The 18,520-nt window shown below is 36.2% G+C and carries 11 protein-coding genes; 7 read left to right on the plus strand and 4 right to left on the minus strand.

What is annotated here, in order from left to right; genetic code table 11:
- The first annotated feature begins 215 nt into the window (after window positions 1-215).
- From HZI73_RS04435 to HZI73_RS04445, 3 genes are all read left to right on the plus strand, one after another.
- Complete coding sequence (locus HZI73_RS04435; RefSeq protein WP_212697055.1) at window positions 216-3,650, plus strand: glycoside hydrolase family 38 N-terminal domain-containing protein; 3,435 nt, start codon at window positions 216-218, stop codon at window positions 3,648-3,650.
- A 96-nt stretch (window positions 3,651-3,746) separates the two neighbouring features.
- A complete protein-coding gene (locus tag HZI73_RS04440; protein ID WP_212697056.1) occupies window positions 3,747-7,163 on the plus strand; it encodes a glycoside hydrolase family 38 N-terminal domain-containing protein in 3,417 nt (1,138 codons plus the stop codon).
- Between the two features lie 242 nt (window positions 7,164-7,405).
- Window positions 7,406-8,623, plus strand: coding sequence for a hypothetical protein (locus HZI73_RS04445; RefSeq protein ID WP_212697057.1), 1,218 nt, complete (start codon window positions 7,406-7,408; stop codon window positions 8,621-8,623).
- Between the two features lie 144 nt (window positions 8,624-8,767).
- On the opposite strand, the gene HZI73_RS04450 is transcribed toward HZI73_RS04445, so the two are convergent.
- From HZI73_RS04450 to HZI73_RS04460, 3 genes are all read right to left on the minus strand, one after another.
- A complete protein-coding gene (locus tag HZI73_RS04450) occupies window positions 8,768-9,169 on the minus strand; it encodes a hypothetical protein (RefSeq protein ID WP_212697058.1) in 402 nt (133 codons plus the stop codon).
- A gap of 211 nt (window positions 9,170-9,380) precedes the next feature.
- Complete coding sequence (locus HZI73_RS04455; RefSeq protein ID WP_212697059.1) at window positions 9,381-10,136, minus strand: alpha/beta fold hydrolase; 756 nt, start codon at window positions 10,134-10,136, stop codon at window positions 9,381-9,383.
- Window positions 10,137-10,150: 14 nt separating this feature from the next.
- Window positions 10,151-10,768, minus strand: a complete 618-nt coding sequence (locus HZI73_RS04460; protein WP_212697060.1) for a TetR/AcrR family transcriptional regulator — start codon at window positions 10,766-10,768, stop codon at window positions 10,151-10,153.
- 243 nt (window positions 10,769-11,011) lie between these two features.
- On the opposite strand from HZI73_RS04460, the gene HZI73_RS04465 reads away from it, so the two are divergent.
- The 3 genes from HZI73_RS04465 (at window position 11,012) to HZI73_RS04475 (ending at window position 14,677) form a co-directional block, all read left to right on the plus strand.
- Window positions 11,012-12,133, plus strand: coding sequence for a hypothetical protein (locus tag HZI73_RS04465; RefSeq protein ID WP_212697061.1), 1,122 nt, complete (start codon window positions 11,012-11,014; stop codon window positions 12,131-12,133).
- A gap of 180 nt (window positions 12,134-12,313) precedes the next feature.
- On the plus strand, window positions 12,314-13,171 hold the full coding sequence (locus HZI73_RS04470; RefSeq protein ID WP_212697062.1) for a hypothetical protein: 858 nt from the start codon (window positions 12,314-12,316) through the stop codon (window positions 13,169-13,171).
- 189 nt (window positions 13,172-13,360) lie between these two features.
- A complete protein-coding gene (locus tag HZI73_RS04475; protein ID WP_212697063.1) occupies window positions 13,361-14,677 on the plus strand; it encodes a DUF4179 domain-containing protein in 1,317 nt (438 codons plus the stop codon).
- 170 nt (window positions 14,678-14,847) lie between these two features.
- Here the strand turns inward: HZI73_RS04475 and HZI73_RS04480 are convergent, their stop codons facing one another.
- The gene (locus tag HZI73_RS04480; protein ID WP_212696171.1) at window positions 14,848-16,191 is read right to left on the minus strand and encodes an ISNCY family transposase; all 1,344 of its coding nucleotides are present in this window, start codon (window positions 16,189-16,191) and stop codon (window positions 14,848-14,850) included.
- Window positions 16,192-16,809: 618 nt separating this feature from the next.
- Here HZI73_RS04480 and HZI73_RS04485 point away from each other — a divergent pair.
- Window positions 16,810-18,429, plus strand: a complete 1,620-nt coding sequence (locus HZI73_RS04485; RefSeq protein WP_212697064.1) for a BCCT family transporter — start codon at window positions 16,810-16,812, stop codon at window positions 18,427-18,429.
- The last annotated feature ends 91 nt before the right edge of the window (window positions 18,430-18,520 follow it).

Genomic DNA, 18,520 nt, shown 5'->3' on the forward strand with positions numbered 1-18,520 from the left:
ACACTAGCCATATCCATAGTGGTTAGTGTTTTTTTGTTAACCAGATATTGAAAAATATGCCTATGATAGGAAAGGATTAATGAAGTCGTCAGTTTAATGGGTTTAAAAGAAAGATTATAAGTCAAAATAGTATTAGTTAGGTCACCACACAATTACTGGAATGGCACAGGCTTTGATATAATAAAACTATCTTAAAACAATTAGGAAGGACTTTGATGACGATGGAAAAACAAAACACTTCTGTGATGCATTTAGCCCAGTGTTCCCACCATGATTTGGTATGGTCAAAGCATTTTTACCGTGCGGAGACAGCTTTTGCAAATACAGAACTACATGAAGCGATCCATTTCGCAAAAGAAGGTTATCCATTAAAGTGGACCAATGAAGCGGCAATCTTTTTATATGAATTCTTGAGAAAACATGGTGAGCAATATGAAGACTTAAAAAAGGAAATTGTGGAAGGGAATATTGACTTAGGTGCCACCTATACCTCCCCTTACACCTCCTTTGTAACCAATGAAATTTTAGCAAGACAAGTGATATATGGTAAAAAGTGGCTGGAGGATATTTTCCCTGGACTAGAAGCGAGAGTCTTTTACAATACGGATGTACCCTCCCTTAACTTACAAATACCACAGTTATTTAAGAAAGCTGGCTTAGACTATATCTTCATGAGTCGTTCTTGGCAGTTCCCGAATATTAAACAAAATGCCTATTCAACCTGGGAATCTCCAGATGGTACAGCAATCAATACCTTGTTTATGCGGCATTATGGTGATTTATATTTTAAACACTTTAAGGATGAAGACTTTATTTCATACATTGAAAATGAGTGGTTAGAAAACAAAGACAATGTTAAAGACCCGCTTTTAGTATTTGGTATGGACTGCTTATTGCCTTTGAATCTCGATAAACAAGTGGCTACATGGCATAAGTATGCACAAGAAAAAGGCTACCCTGAAATTGAGTACTCTACAATGATTGATGGCCTTGACCGTGCTTTTGATAACGTAAAAGCCTTGGACAACACATTTAAAGGTGAATGGCCCAATAGCTGGGTTTATGAAAATAGCAGTGCAGATTATCAAACCTTTAAAAATCAAAGAGATGCAGAAAAAATGTTGGTGACAGCAGAAGGATTATTTACTTGGCGAGCTGTACTTGAAGGTCATTTTAAGGATTATGATGTAACACGCTTTGAAAAAGCATGGCGTTTAGTCATGAAAGCCTGCCATGGTTATGCTCCAAAAGAGGGAATTGACGAGTACCGTGCTTGGTATAAAGAGGCTTACGATAGAGCCCTTGCATTACAAACAGAAGGTCTTACTTGGTTAGCCAAGCAAATCAAGACAGAGGGGTCAGGCCAGCCTATAATGGTCTATAACAGCTTAAGTTACCAAAGAAGTGAATACGTAACCGTTGACTGTACCATTCAAAGTGATAACATCATGGTTCACGATGAGGATGGGCAGCTTATACCATCAAGTACAACAGCAGATGGAAAAGTTATTTTCTTGGCGAAAGATATCCAAGGATTTGGCTATCAAACCTATTATTTGACAGAAGGTGTAGGGGATATGAGCCAAATGAAAGAGGTCACTTTGGACCGTTATGAAAATGACTACTATACCATTGAGTTAGCCAATGGGGGCTTAAAATCCGTTTATGATAAAGAGACAGAGACACCCTTATTTGACACGGAGAAGTTCTTAATTGGTGAACTATTAATCTTTAATTATGAAGGGCATGGAGCAGGTGAGCATATCAATATTTGGCAGCCAGACCCAGAAGTCATCAATAGAACAAAAGACATCCACTCTGTCTGGTCTATCAAAGAAGCCAGTGATGTAAGAGTTGTTTTTGAAATGACAACGGATTTATCCTTTGGGACCTTCATTTTAGATGTTGTGTTATATAAGGATGAGAAAAAGATTGACTTTGATGTACAATTGAAAAATAATCAAGCACCGGAAAAATATCAAGTACGGTTAGCATTCCCAATCAACGGTACGGACTTTTTTAGAAGGAACTCCAAAACGGATGTTTTATATGAAGTGCCTTTTGGTCAGGTACATGTTCGCAAGGACGACGTGTTACCTCAGTTTTCACAATACAATAGAAATCTAGGTTTAGGCTTACAGACGAATACCAACCATATTTATAACAATGCTATTCGCCCAAGAGAGGTGCAAAACTACATTTCTACCCTTGTAGACCATGGGGATAAGAAGATTAAAACAATCATAAGTTCCTATAATGTACCATGGGATTATCAAGATGCTACAACCCTGCCAAGGCGAACACCTGTGTTACAACCGGTATTATTCTCCAACTCAAAACCTTGTCACTGGTTATGCTCACACTGGCGTTCATTAGGTGATCTCAGTTATCATTTTAGTCTCTTCTCAGAAGAAGCCACGGATCAAGTGGGTACCTATAAAAAAGCAGTAGGTAGTAACACACCACTTCATGTGGTAAACATACCCAACAATGGGGAGGGACAACTGGCTCAGCATAAGTCCTTTATGGATATAACAGGTGATAGCATCTATATCACCGCTGTTAAAAAAGCTGAAGCCGAAGATAAAGTGGTTATAAGATATCATGAAGGCTTTGGTCAATCATTAGACAACAACTTGACATTCAACTTTGATGTAGATAAAGCTTATCGAGCAAGTACGGATGAGAGAATCATGGAAGAAATGCCTATCGCTAATAACACCTTAACCCATAAGGTTCATCATCATGAAATTAACACGTTAATGATAGATGTGAAAGATATGGCTAAAACATACAGTACACCAAAGCATTTGATGGTAACAGAGAAGAAACTCAATAACCAAATCACCTTAACATGGCAAAACAAAGATGAAGCAAAGGCATACATCATCAAACACTCACAAGATAACATAAATTGGACCGTGATTGGTAAGTGTTCAACGAAGACCTATAAGACCGTGGTCAAAGATGGACATCACTTCTTTAAAGTAGCTGCTGTTTATGATGATGGGACGTCTTTTGATTCTGTTGAAGTGGAAACCAACGTCGATCATATCATTAGACAAATTCATACAGAAGGAACAGATTATGAGTTCATATGCTGTCACCAGTACTTAGTGACGGATGTTGGGATTACAACCTATACTGAAAATGGTTTACACGATACCATCGGGCATTTTATGCACAGTTACTTAACCAAGGATAATCCAGAGGAAGATGTGTTTGTTTCTTTCGAGTTTGATCGGGTATATGACTTGGATGAATTATATATTTGGAACTTCCAAGAGAAGGTAACCAAAGACAAGCCAAATGGTGCTAACCCAGGATTTAAAGAAGTGCGTATTTACCATTCCTTAGACGGTAAACATTACACCCAACTTGCCCATGACAGCCAGTCAAAGAATGGAGTCTATACCTTTGCTAAGGCTACAGAAGTAGCCATCAATAAAGACAGGATGCCAGCATCTAACTTACAAGGTACCAATGAGCCTGTGAATTTAGATGGTATCAAAGCAAAATTCATTAAATTTGTAGTCAGTCATGAAGCAGGTGTAGGTAATTATGGCATTTTTGAAGAACGTGAAGAAGACAAAGGCGGCGACCGCAATGTCTTTGGATTAGCACAAGTGTTATTCACTTATAAAAAGTAATACGAAGCAAGAGAAGAATACCATGACCGGAATGTCCAATAAAACACCATCATAACAATAGGTTAGTTATGGGGTTTTATGAGAAAGGAGTCAGCTATGAAAGAAAATAAACCCATCATCAATCTAGCCCAATCGTCCCACCACGATTTAGGTTGGCACAAAAATTACTTTCGTGCAGAATCAGCATTTGCCAATACAGAATTACGAGAAGCCATCCATTTTACAAGGAAAGGTCATCCTCTAAAATGGACAAACGAATATGCCATTTTTATCTATGAGTTTCTAAGAAAACACGGAGAACAATATGAGGAAATAAAAGAAGAACTATTAGCAGGTAACATGGACTTAGGAGCCACTTATACGTCTCCTTATACGTCCTTTGTCACCAATGAAATCTTAGCACGACAGTTGATTTATGGTAAAAAGTGGTTAGAAGATGTTTTTCCTGGGGTAGAAACAAAGGTGTTTTTTAATACAGATGTACCATCCCTTAATTTACAGATTCCACAGTTATTCAAAAAGGGAGGCATTGATTATATGTTCATGTGCCGCCCTTGGCAATTTCCAGATATGAAAGAAAATAGCTATGCCACTTGGGAATCCCCAGATGGCACCAAGATGAAGACACTCATCATGCGACATTATGCAGATTTATACTATAAGCAATTTGATGAAGAAGAGCTTATTGCCTTCATTGAAACAGAATGGTTAGAAAACCGGGGCAATGTGGACAAACCGCTTCTACTCTGTGGACAGGACTGCTTAATACCCCTTAACTTAGACAACATGGTCAACACATGGAATGATTATGCTAGGGAAAAAGGATACCCTGCCATGCAGTATTCAAACATGACCCAGGGTCTTGAAGATGCCTTTAATGGTATAGAAGAATTGGATAATACATTTAAAGGTGAGTGGCCCAATAAGTGGGTGTATGAAAATTCAGGGTCCGATTATCCCTCTTTTAAGAATCAAAGAGATGCTGAAAAAATGCTTGTTACAGCAGAGCTATTAGCCACATGGCAGGCAGTATCTGAAGGTCATTTTAACCATTATGATGTGACTCGCTTTGAAAAAGCATGGCGTTTGGTGATGAACGCTTGTCATGGCTATGCAGCAGAAGAAGGTATTGAGCAATTTCGTCAGTGGTACCAAGAAGCATATGACAGTGCATTGGCTCTACAAACAGAGGGGCTTCAGTGGCTAGCAAGCCAGATTAAAACACAATCAGAAGGTCAACCCATCATGGTGTATAACAGTCTCAATGATTCAAGAAGTGAACACGTAATCGTCCATTGTGATATACAAAGTGATGATATCCTTGTTAAAGATGCCCATGGACAGGTTGTACCATCAAGTAAAACAGCCGATGGACAAGTGATCTTCTTAGCAAAAGATATCCAAGGGTTTGGCTATCAAACCTATTATCTGACGGAGGGTACAGGAGCCATCAGCCAGATGGAAGAGATTTCTCTAGACCGTTATGAAAATGATTACTATGCCATTGAATTATCAAATGGTGGTCTACAATCAATAGTTGACAAAGAGACAAAGACCCCATTGTTTGATACCACTAAGTTCCTCATTGGAGAATTATTAACCTTCCAATACGAAGGTATGGGTGCAGGTGAACACATTAATATTTGGCAGCCTGATCCCAACATCATTGAACGATCAAAAGATATTCCTTCCCAATGGCGAATAAAAGAAGCCAATGACATAAGGGTCGTTTTTGAAATGACCACACCACTAACCTATGGAAAATTTGTCTTGGATGTTATCGTCTATAACCAAATGAAAAAAATTGACTTTGATGTGAACATTCTGGACAATCAGGCACCTGAGAAATACCAAGCAAGGTTAGCCTTTCCAATTCATGGAACAGACTTTTTTACCAGTCATCCTAAAACAGATGTACTTTATGAAGTACCCTTTGGTCAAGTACATGTACGTAAGGACGATGTGTTGCCTCAGTTTGCAGATTATAATAAAAACACAGGAAACCATAATGATATCAATCATCTATATAATAGTGCTGTAAGACCAAGAGAGGTACAAAATTATATAGCCAGTATGATAGATTTTGGTGATAAAAAGGTGAGAACCATCATCAGTTCCTATAATGTGCCTTGGGATTATCAGGATGCAAGTACCATGCCAAGAAGAACGCCTGTATTACAACCGATTTTATTTTCCAACTCAAAACCTTGTCACTGGCAATGCCCATACTGGCTTACAACAGGCGATACAAGCTATCATTTCAGTATTGTTTCAGAAGAAGCAACAGATCAAGTAAATGGGTATAAGCAGGCTGTTGGAAGCAATTCACCTCTTCATGTGGTCAACATTCCTAAGGATGACCATGCAGCATTTGCAGAGAATAGTGCTTTCATGGGTGTTGAAGGTGATCCTATTTATGTTACAGCTGTAAAGAAGGCAGAAGCTGAGGATAAAATAGTCATAAGGTATTATGAAGGATTTGGCTCTTCTATAGACGCGAACTTTACATTCAATTTTGATGTAGCAAAAGCATATAAAGCAAGCACGGATGAGAGACTATTACATGAATTAGCAATAAACAACAATCGTTTATCGCAACACGTAAATGGATATACTATCGATACGTTAATGCTTGATGTAAAAGGTATGAAGCAAACAGGTTCGACACCTAAGCACTTAATGGTCACCGATAAGAAAAGCAACAATGACATCACATTAACATGGCAAAATAAAGACCAAGCAAAAGAATACATCATTAAGCGCTCACAAGACAATGTTAACTGGTCAATCATTGGAAGAACCACATCCAAGGTGTTTACCCTTCGATTAGAGAATGGACACCATTATTTTAAAGTAGCAGCAGTTTACGATGATTATACCTCCTTTGATTCTGTCGAATTAGAGGTTGCATTAGATCATGTGATTAAACAAATTCTGACACAAGGTACGGACAATAAAATGATTAACTTCTCCCAATGCTTAGTGACAGATGTTGGTATGACAAAATACGCAAGTGATGGTTTATACGATACGCGCATCAACTGGATGGACAGCTACTTAACCAAAGATAATCCTAAACAAGATGTATTTGTTTCTTTCCAGTTTGACAAAGTGTATGATTTAGATAAATTATACATCTGGAACTTTCAAGAAAAAGTAACCACAGATAATCCTACAGGTGCAAACCCAGGATTTAGAGAAGTCCGTATCTACCATTCATTAGACGGTGAACACTACACGCAATTATCCAATGAAGCTCAGTCAAAGGATGGGGTTTATACTTTTGCAAAATCAACGGAAGTGGCGATCAATAAGGACAAAATGCCAGCATCCAACCTGCAAAATACAAATGAACCCATTAATTTGGAAGGGGTAAGGGCTAAATATGTAAAGTTTGTCGTCAGCCATGAAGTAGGCATTGGAAACTATGGCTACTTTGAAGAGATAGAAGCAGACAAGGGTGCCAAGAGAAATGTATTTGGGCTGGCAAAAGTCGTGTTTACCTATCAATAAGTAAAAATAGCCTTCAATGCGTAAAGCTTCATTAAAGAAATAATACCCTACAATGGAATAGATTGAAAAAATAAGGAACTCTTATAGGATAAGGGTTCTTTATTTTAAAATAATAAACACATGAATCGATACTTGTGTTAAAATAATAGTCAGAATAGAATGTGTGTGTAGCTTTCTTAAGCTACTAGTGATGAGGAAAAAGTGTAGAGATGGGAAGTAAGTGTATGATAAGGTGGCGTATCGTGTTAATAGTTGTTCTAATGAGCTGTACAGCTTGTTCAGGACGAGAACATAGTGGATTACAACAAGAAACATATCGTAAAGATCATCATCAAATGCAACAACAAGAAGAAACTCTAATTGAACAACTGGCTAAAGGTGACTTCACGAGAAAAAGTCTCATTCATCTTCTTGGTGAAAGTGATGATTTTCTTATAAGGGCATCAGAATTACAACTAGGAGCCAGTAAGCAGCATGATGAAGTGTATCTTATTGGTTTGCTGGTAAGCTATAGCAATGACTCCGTAGATGATAACCGCATTGTTAGCATAACATTTCAGAACCATTATCAGGGTATAATTATGGATAACATCGATATGAGCACCACCATCAAGCAGCTAGAAGACCGTTATGGTCCGCCTGATTTTCATGATGAAACAAGACATCTCATTGGTTATCACCTGAAGGGTTATTACATATTTGCCAGAGGGATACAAGCTTTAGATAGCCTTACCATCTATCCTGTAACAGATTTTGATTGGTATGGGATGAAATCCGTTTTAGACAAATATCATGAAACAGAGGACGTCAATATTTTCTTTGATGATGTACCTTGGGCGTATGATTATATGAGCGGCGAATCTTCCTATTCACATTTAAGTTGTTTAAGTCAAGGCTTTACAATTGATATTAATGAGGGAAAGAAAGAGACGGTTAAGGTCACTCTTTATAAAGGAATAGAAGCTTACGACATTGATCTTACAGCTTATCCAGAGATTCAAGTTATGGAAAAAGACCCTATTTTTTCACAGGAAATCTGTCGGTTAGTAGATGAGGAGGTCTACCAACATCGGGTTAAATACGAAGGTCACTATTCACCTTATGGGAAAGTCAAGTTGCTTGAGCTGTTTTCTCTACATTCAGGTAACTTCATTCGATTATACAGTCCAGATGGTAAGGTATTCTACAAAGAGCTGCATGACATATGTGCTTATGAATGGATAGGTGATGAATACCTTCTATATGTAAGAGAAGAAGTACCTCAAGATGAAATGACTGGTATCAGACGCTATATAATGGGTATCTATGATTGCCATAGGCAAGAGAATACAAACATTGATATGAAAGAACAGCCCATTGAACTCATATCTTGGGATGATGGTTATATTAAGTACACCTCAGGGGATGATATAGGAGCAATTAAGTATAATCTTAATGAAGAAGGCGTTAGCCTAGAGTAAACCTATAACACTTGGTTATAAGAATGCATAAAAAGAGGAGCAAAACAAGAGTTGGGATGTACCATAAACCCAACTCTTTTTTGCATCTACAATAATTATCTAAACAAAAAAACGTTACACTTTTAATGTCTTACCCTACATTTTCTACTTTTCTTCTTGATGCTTCTTAAAGTATGCGGAATAACCAATTAACAAGCCTACACCAATAAACCCAATAGCCATAGCCCAAGGTGTTTGGGCTGGATTATTACCTGTTTGTAAGGTTAGCTCAGGTAAAGCAATCAGGAATGCACCTTTTAATAGGAAAAATATTCCTGATAAAGATACAGCTACTTGAATGGGCTTTCTCCACTTAAAATGGTGGACAAGAATGGTCATCCCAATGAAGAAGTGTACCATGCCTGATAAATTAATCAATACAGGGTCAGAACCCGTATGGGTTATCATTTTTGAAAAAAAGTCACTTGAAATTAAAAAACCAAGGCCTGTTACCAGGTAATACATGGATACGATTCTACCTATGCGGGTTGTAATATTCATTTTCATAACGTACCTCCTCGATATTTAATCTAATAAACGATTACAAAAATATTATACGATAAATGTTCATTAATGTCAATATCGTATATTTATATTTTTTATATAATGAACTGAGCTTGTATCAAACGTAAATAAAAACCACCCTAGCTTTATTGCCAGAAATGGTTTTATACATATGGGTTAACGTTTAAGTTTGATTTTGTGTACAAGTACTGTGCTATGTACCCAAAAATTTAACAGCTTCTTTTATATATTGCTGAGGCTTACCAATACACAGTTCTCCATGCTGACATCCTTCAAAAACCTTTATTTTAGCATGAGGCAGTCTATCTAAAAGTGCTTTTGCATACTTTTTACCAAACATGGACTCCTTGGAACCATACCAGTAGGTGATATCGGTTTGACAGGTGGCTATAGAGGTGGGCAGTGAATAGTTATAAACCGATTCATGCACATTACGACAGGTCGCATTGGTCATATGAGCTCCAATCTTGAAGGTTTCATCTACAAGTTCAGCAGGTAAATAACTAGCACTTAAAGTTTTATAAAACCGATGACTTCCTTTTTTCATTTGCTGTATTTGATGAAGCCTTATTCGAATAAAGAAGTTTAATAGAAACTTATTCATGGGCACCACAGGCCCACAATCAATAATGGCTTTATCAACTTTTAGCTTGTTCTGAGCGAGTAGATTGACCCCAATGGTAGCCCCAAGAGAAGCGCCACATAATGCAAAGATATGGGTACCATATAAGTGTATCACATGGTCTATAATATCATGAGAAGCCTTTTCAATGGTTGTAAATGTAGAAGGACTATCCTCCGGGTCATGCCCATCTAAAACAGGAACGATAACATAATAGTCTTTACTAAAAAAATCGATTTGGGGCAGCCACATTTTCCATGAGGATAGAAATCCATGGATAAGGATTATTGCCCTGTTCTGCTTATTGCCAAATTCTAAGAATCGCATTATATCTCCCCTTGCTATTCTAAATCATCACATTTATAGACAACTTTCTTGTAAAAATTGAGCATTTTTATAGTTTCCTCATACATTTCATCCACAGATTGATGCAGGGTTATACCTTCCTTCCAGATACCTTCACTGCACCAGTTAATCATTTTGACCAGCTGTTGGGTATCAATCTCTTCTTTAAATTTGCTATAATCCATATGTTCATGAAGCTTATTCACATAATGTCTCTTGGCATGCTTATTTATGTCTGCAATAGCGCTTTTTATATCAGGATTCATTTCGTCATTTGCTCGAATGACAAATTGGTTCAGGTATGGATAGGTTTTATAAAGGTTGACTTTTAGTTGCAGACGTTGATAATACGACTCAAAAAAATCCCTTTCTTCAAAGTTAAACGTCTTGTTAACGTGCTGGCTAAGTTGCTTCAAAGAGAATTTATATAAATAGATGTATAAGGATTGCTTGTTTTTAAAATATTGAAACAAGGAACCTTTGGATATTTGGGCTTTACCTGCGATATCATCTGTCAAAGCATGTTTATAATCTTTTACAGAAAAAACGTGAAGAGCCGCATTAATGATTTTATTTTGCTTATGCAAATCTAATTGTTTAAAACGATGTTCCATAACGCACTCCTTTACTAAATAGGTTAATTCTAATTATTACACGATGACTAAAAAAAACAACCCCTTTTAAATACATTTTCATAGTAGGAGTACCCCTATTTATGATCAATTGCAACACAAGATTTAATTGCGTTATTCGTTTTGAAAAGAAAACATAAACTCATTAAATTCATTGTACATGTATTTCTATTAAGTTATAATAGGATGAAGAGGGGTCAGTATCGATAAAGAGGGAGGAAATCCATGAAAAAACGACATATTATGTTATGTGCAACGATTATAATTATGACCATGTTAACAGCATGCAGTTCTAAAGAAATGGCTGTATCAAGCAATGATGTAGAAGAAGAAGGTACAAATACAGCTGAAGATGCATCAGACCAAAGTAGAGCTAAAGATTACCAACAGACATGGGAGGAACTAAAGAATACCGATGAATCAACCCATCTAAATGAAACCATCGTTCCACAAGAAATTATTGACCATATGCATGTAATCGATGACCAACATCATATTGCCTATTATGAAGAAGTTGACATGGACGGGGATGGGCAATTAGAGTCCATTGTAGCCACAGGTCACTTAGATAAAGACCCTTATGAATCGGATATTTCTCATATTTATATTGTAAGATTAAAGGATGATAACATTCAGCAATTAAGTGATAATCTCGCCAGTGGTGGGTATGCTGTCTATAATATTCGAACGGTTAAGTTGCAGCATACGCCGAATAAAACCTACTTGTATTGCAGATTGTCCAATGGTGCTAATTTAGGAGGCTTCAATCTATATGGATTAGATAAAGAAGATGTTGAAATCGTTCTTCATTGTTCATCAGCTGTAGGGTCAGGTGTCGATAAACTAGTGGATAGTGATAAGGATGGTCTATATGATGGCTATGAGAAAATTCGGTCAAGCTATGATGTGCTTTATTATGAAATAACTTATGCATACACATTAGAAAATGAGGAATTTGTGTTAAGTGGTATGTCCATTAACTTACCCCCATACCCAGATACAATAAAAGATGTTCTTGTACAATACTTATCCTTACGCTTACTAGACATCGGTCAATCACCAGAACTCAGTAGTCGTTTGAATGAATTATGTACAGACAAACAGGCAAATACCATTGAAATACCGTATAATTATCTTCATTCAGCCCTGCTTAATACTATTTTAGGGCTAGACGAAGCTATACAGTTTACGATTAATGAGGAGACAGGTGATGCGACGGCAACCTGCGTTAGTGAACTAAAGGAAACAATAACCTATATATGTCATCTCGTGAAAGAAGAGGGAAGATGGCGAATTGATGCGATAAATTTAGAGGGCTCAAGGGAACCAATCAACGATAGTTTTTAAATAATGATACCATGAAGCAGATTGGCTAGGGTAATTGAAACTTGGAAAAAAAGTATCAGCACCCCAGCATATTCATTAAAAATGTAATAAATATAGAATAAAAGTGATTGAAATGACATTTTGGCAATAGACTATAATAAGAGGTAGCTTGTAGGAGAAAAATAAAGCGGGAGGAGCAAAATGTCAAAACTAAGAAAGTACCATCTACCCATATTACTTTCAATCACTCTGACATGCTTATTACTTGCTAGTTGCAGTTTCAGAAAAGCAAACGAAGAAGTAGAAGAAGTGCCTGAAGAAATACCTGAAAATGTACAGGAACCTATTGATATAAGTCCAACAGCTGAGACCGCTAATCTGGAATTAGCATCTCTTGTAGATTCTTTTGTCTATGGTCCCATATTAGAAGGTGGTATCTTAACAGAAGGCGGTAGTGTTCAAAGTGTACGCATGGGTAAACACAATGGATTTGAACGTATCGTTATTGAGTTTAACCATGAAACAATACCTAAGTACAAAGCGAGTTATTACAGATGTCCAGATTCTGCTATCCTTCATATGGAGGGCACAGGCCAGTTTGTAGCGAACACACCAGAAATCGATAAATCCAATTTAATTGAAAGTGTTTATCCAGTGGCAACATTTGATGAAAGTACCCACCGATTAGGTGTTGTGTTCAAAAAACCTGTAACCATGAACGTGTTCGAAATGCAGAATCCAGCTCGAATTGTCATGGATATTAAAGAAGATATTAACATGGCGAAAGATGGCTTACCAGAGATGGTGTATGCACTTCGTTCGGGACCTTATGATGATGTGGAAATTGTATCATTTGTTGAACAAGACTTGAATGCTGAAAATAGTAAAAATGTTAGGATTATCTACCAAAACAATAAGAATTATCTCGTAGAAGAAGGTATTTACAGTTCAAAAGCTGAATGTGAAAAGAGAAAGAAAGTATTGGAAAATAAGAACAAGAACTACGCCTTGTACATCGAAGAAATACCTAACAATGTAAAAAACGCACAAGCAAACTGATTAAAAAAAGAATGTTCTCTAAGTTATGTTGTACATCTTTGTTACATAAAAATCATGATATAAAAATATGAAAGCTTAGGTTGATATATTGGTTATAGATAAATTATGCCATATATATTTACACCTAAGCTATTTTTAGTATATAATAATCTGGGGAATATAAAAGATCGAAAGTAAAGGGTGTATAAGATGCGTAAGGAAAGTAATCAAGAATTAAGTGTGGAAGAAGTTAAGCTAGAAGAGCAAATTGTTGATAGTATAGGGGATAACATAGAAAAAATAGAACCCAATATACCTAAGAAATCGTATAAAAAGATAGTAACCATCAGTAGCATTTTGTTCATAACATGTGTAGGGGTATTAGGTTATCTTGCTAATCAAGGATTATTAACGCCTAAAAGTCTGCACGAACGTTATCAGATTAATGATTCTGGAGCAATACAAGCCATTAGATCAGATTTTATACAAGAGATAGGTGTATCCCATGAATATAAAGGATTAACTTTTACTGTAGATCATATTATTGTGGATGAAAAAAGATTAATGATACTCTATACCATTAAAAGCAATCGAAAAAAAGGGTTTTTAAATAATATATACTATGAAATAAGTGATGGAGAAGGAAAACGGTTGCCGTTGAGTCAATCATATCCTTTGCTAAACATGGACTTAAGCAAGCATAAAACATATCAAGATCATTTAAGTTTTGTGTTCAATGAATCAAAAATACCAGAACGCATACAGTTAGATTTAAATTTACAAACTTCAGAGTCTGATACAGTTACAGAGCCTGAAGATAGTATGAAAGAGGATAAAACCGATAACTCTTACGAATGGCATGTATCCATTCCTGTTGATCACAAACCTTTTCAAGATAAAAAAATTGTCTACGATTTACAGAAAAGCTGCATGATAAACAATCAAAAAATACATATTGATGGTTTAACCATTTATCCCACAATTGCAGTTGTTAGTATGCGTTACGATCCCCAGAATACTAAAAAAATTTTTGAATTAGTTGATTTTAAAATAATGGATGGAAGCAAAGCCTTTACTAGAGGTGTAGATGGGTTATTAAGTGCAGGAAGTGATCATAATCTGAACATGTATTTTGAGAGTAATTATTTTGAGACGGATAATAAGAAGTTATCTTTAACTGGAACAGGTATTCGAGCTCTTGATAAAGATAAGTTAAAAGTCATTGTAGATATAGACAATAAAAAAGTTATACAATCTCCTAATAATCAGCTTACACTAGATGATATCAATAGCAACTATATAACATTAAGACATAAGATTGATGGGCTGCAATTTGATATGAAGTTTATGGATGGCGAAGGTAATATGCATCAAACAAATTCACAAGGTTATAGCACGGATAGTGAAGGCTATTCTAACCTTTTTTATCTTCCAAAAAATAAAAAACTCATGAGTCCACTCACACTAACCATCATAAGTTACCCAACCATAACAGAACACCCATTTGAAGTAAAAATATTAGAATAAAGATGCAGATGGGTATCATAAGAAGTCCGTTTTTGTCAATAACTTTTGAAAATGTCCCTTTTTAAAGTAGTTATTATCGTGACAAAATGTCCCTTTTTTATGGAGCACATTTATTCCATGATTCTATTGACTCTTGTGGACTCTGCACCCTGTGTACACCCCTAAGGTATTTATATTGCAGATTGTTGTTTTTGGAAGAAGACTTCATAAAGAAACTTGAGTGATTGATTGAAATCTTCAGCCCACCATATTTTTTTCCATGCCTCTGAACTATGAATAAGGTGGGGTTTAACATTTTTAATCGCTTTTTTGCTAATCGCTTTTGAGGCATCTTTTCTTGCTGGTTTTAAGTAGCGTATAGTATCAAATATCTTGTTTTTACACTGTACTTTAATGCCATATCGAGGATTGATAAGGACTTTGATATTTTTTTTAGCTGAAACAATAGGGTATCCTTCATTCAAGATTTGAAAACATCTGCCTTTAAAGGAAAATACCCCTGCATTATCTGTTTTACGTGTATGTTTAACACATAGTACAGTATCGATATCAATAGAATCTTTAAGAGGTATAAAGAGCGAATGAGCTTCAGATGTTACTTTGAACTTAGAATTAAAGATAGCCTTATACTCATGGTTTAAAAATTCATTAGCAGCTTCAACAGTAGTAATGTTTCGCATTGCAAGCTCAACGGGTAAACGGCTTTGTAGAGTTACCCACAAGCGTTCCACACGTCCCTTAGCTTGAGGTGTTTTGGCATAAATCATATCGATACCAAGCTCGTGCATAGAGCGTCCGAACTGTGTTAGATTAACGGATTTACCAGCTATTAGCTCTTCTACAGTAAGCTTTCCAGTCTTTGGTGAACGAAAGATGGTATGGTTATCGGAATAGATGGTTTGAGGAACACCAAAAGCCAAACAACACTGGCGCATCATTTCAAGGTAGCCATAGAGGCATTCATTTTGCGTCATATATAACCCAACGATTTGTCCGGTAGCATCATCGATTGCTCCATGTAAAGCATATTTTTTATTGTCCCCAAACCATTCATAAGGTGTAGCATCGATCTGAATAAGTTCTCCGGGATGAGCTTTACGTTTGCGTCTATGGGTACGTGGAGAAACTTTTTTTCGTTTAGGGCTTTGAATGCCTGCATTTTTGAGTATACTAGAAAGAGAAGAGTATGAGATGTGGAGCTTGTACTTTTCTGCTAGTATATCTTTAAAGTGAAGGAAATTGACTGATTGGAATTCTTGTGAAGAGTGGATTCCAACAATCATTTCCTTCTTTTCATCTGAAAAAGCATGAGGAGGCTTTCTACCTGTATTTTTATGAATCAGAGATTCAGCACCAGTATCAATTATTCCTTTCTTTAAGCGTGAGATCTGGCGTGTAGAAAGATTCAAAAGCTCAGCAGCTTGCTGTCTTGTAATGGATTTGTCAATAAAGCTATTTATGACTTTATAGGTTTTCAATTGTTTTTGTGACAATGTAATCATTCCTGTTTTCATAATTAGAGTGTGTTCAAAGGTGACATTTTCTAAAATTAATCTTAAGGTGACATTATCACAAGTTAACAACACATAAGAAGTCCGTTTTTTTACAAATATAAGTTTTTGTGTTATACTACCAAAGTAGAAGTAGAAAATATGAGTATCCGATAGACAAGATGCGTTATGCTAAAGTGCAGGATGTATTCGAATTTATCATAGAAGAGAAAGCATTTTTGAAAATTATGTAATTAGGAACTGGGGCTTGTTTAGGGTCTACCTTTTATGGGTAGGCAATAAACTATACTACTTATGAATAAGTGGTGTAATGTGAGTATACGATTATGCGAAACATAAGCACTCTAACTCTTATACTTTATAAGAGCTAGGGTGTTTTTTTATGTCTATGAAATTCATAAGTTAATATGGTGCCGTATTATCTTGCTGATATCTCATAAGAAATACGCCTTTCTTATGTGCTTAAAAGTGAGTCCTAATGTAATCTGAATACCATGCATGCGTCAGTTGATTCTTTGTTACAATATACCTATTCAGTAAATGGGGGTGCATATTGTAGGTAAAGAATTAACTGGGAGGTATTCCATGCAACTAATGAAAAGCAATCAATAGGAGGAACACATGGAAACTGAACAATTAAAGAAGAAACTACATGAGAGAAATTTTAAGCATTATGGATTTGATATGAATGTATTTGTATCCCTTGTATCGGCAACGTTGGTATTAGCCTTCATAGGATTTACCATTCTCATGCCTGAGCAATCAGCAGAAGTATTTCGTAGTATTAATACTTGGATTAATGCTAATTTTAACTGGTTATTCGTATTGACCATTAATGCATCGTTTATCTTTTTACTCATTGTTGGGTTATCTAAATTTGGAAAGATACGCCTAGGAGGGTTTAAGGCAAAAGCAGAGTACAGTAATTTCTCTTGGTATGCCATGCTGTTTAGTGCAGGTATCGGTATTGGTATTTTCTTTTATGGGGTAGCGGAACCCATCTATCATCTTAATATACCAGAAGGTCTTAATACAGGGTCATCTTTTGATAATTTTAAAATCATGTATATGCATTGGGGAGCACATGCGTGGGCAGTATATGGATTGGTAGCAATAGGGCTGGGATACTTTTCTTATAACAAGGGTCTTCCATTTTCTCTTAGAAGCCTCTTTTACCCATTGATTAAAGATAAGATATTTACAATTTGGGGCGATATCATCGATACCGTAGGTGTATTATCTGTATTATTTGGATTAGCTACTTCCTTAGGTCTTGGTGCACAACAGATTAATTCGGGACTTAATTATGTATTTGGTGTTTCTGTTAACTCGACGGTACAAGTCATCTTAATTTGTATCATTACGTTCATTGCTACTTTATCTGTTGTGAGTGGTATTTCAAGAGGTATCAAGTTCTTGAGTCAAGCAAATACCATAATTAGCGGTGTATTTCTGTTAGCAGTACTGTTACTTGGACCTACAGTATATATTATATCTACTTTTTTCTCAAGTTTTGGGCTTTACCTCAAAGATTTCTTTAACATTGGGCTATTTGTAGGTATTGATGCAGAAACCATTAGTTGGCAAGGGTCATGGACGGTCTTTTATTGGGCATGGTGGATTTCATGGACACCTTTTGTTGGCACATTTATTGCTCGGATTTCAAAAGGCAGAACCATCCGTGAGATTGCTATTGGAACAGTCATTATACCAACGATCATCATTACATTTGTTATGACCATCTTAGGAGCAGCAGGCGTCTATGCCAATGGCATGTATGACGGGGTTATTACGAAGGCTATTGATACGAATATCGCTACATCTATTTTTGAAATGATTCAATATCTTGTCAGTTCACCTGCTTTAAAAACGTTGTTATCATGTGTAGCCATTGTAGCTATTGTGCTGTTTTTTGTGACAAGTAGTGATTCCGGTTCCTTAGTGGTTGATAACTTAACAAGCGGTGGTAAAAAAGACTCACCAAAGGTCCAAAGGGTATTTTGGGCAGTTATGGAAGGGCTCATTGCCTTATCCGTGCTTCTTCTCGGAGGTGCCACAGCACTTAAAACATTGCAGACGGCGGTTCTCATTACAGGATTACCATTTGCTGTCTTGTTAATCATTATCATATTTTCTTTGTCAAAAGAACTAAAAATAAGTTACAAAAAGCATGAGTATAATTCCATGATACGATTAAGGAAACGTATGAATAGATTAGATGATGATGCTGAATATAAATAAGCATATTGCAAGTAAAGGCACATGTTAAGCTAACTAGCTTACCAAGTGCCTTTTTATTCGTATAAGAGAGTTTTCTGTATTTAGTATATAA

The organism is Vallitalea pronyensis, assembly GCF_018141445.1.
Classification (GTDB): domain Bacteria; phylum Bacillota; class Clostridia; order Lachnospirales; family Vallitaleaceae; genus Vallitalea; species Vallitalea pronyensis.

Bases quoted from the DNA above. Each gene is read 5' to 3' on its own strand.
- HZI73_RS04485 (WP_212697064.1), top strand. From the start codon at position 16,810: ATGGAAACTGAACAATTAAAGAAGAAACTACATGAGAGAAATTTTAAG.
- HZI73_RS04475 (WP_212697063.1), top strand. From the start codon at position 13,361: ATGCGTAAGGAAAGTAATCAAGAATTAAGTGTGGAAGAAGTTAAGCTA.
- HZI73_RS04460 (WP_212697060.1), bottom strand. From the start codon at position 10,768: ATGGAACATCGTTTTAAACAATTAGATTTGCATAAGCAAAATAAAATC.
- HZI73_RS04455 (WP_212697059.1), bottom strand. From the start codon at position 10,136: ATGCGATTCTTAGAATTTGGCAATAAGCAGAACAGGGCAATAATCCTT.
- HZI73_RS04435 (WP_212697055.1), top strand. From the start codon at position 216: ATGACGATGGAAAAACAAAACACTTCTGTGATGCATTTAGCCCAGTGT.
- HZI73_RS04470 (WP_212697062.1), top strand. From the start codon at position 12,314: ATGTCAAAACTAAGAAAGTACCATCTACCCATATTACTTTCAATCACT.
- HZI73_RS04440 (WP_212697056.1), top strand. From the start codon at position 3,747: ATGAAAGAAAATAAACCCATCATCAATCTAGCCCAATCGTCCCACCAC.
- HZI73_RS04465 (WP_212697061.1), top strand. From the start codon at position 11,012: ATGAAAAAACGACATATTATGTTATGTGCAACGATTATAATTATGACC.
- HZI73_RS04480 (WP_212696171.1), bottom strand. From the start codon at position 16,191: ATGAAAACAGGAATGATTACATTGTCACAAAAACAATTGAAAACCTAT.
- HZI73_RS04450 (WP_212697058.1), bottom strand. From the start codon at position 9,169: ATGAAAATGAATATTACAACCCGCATAGGTAGAATCGTATCCATGTAT.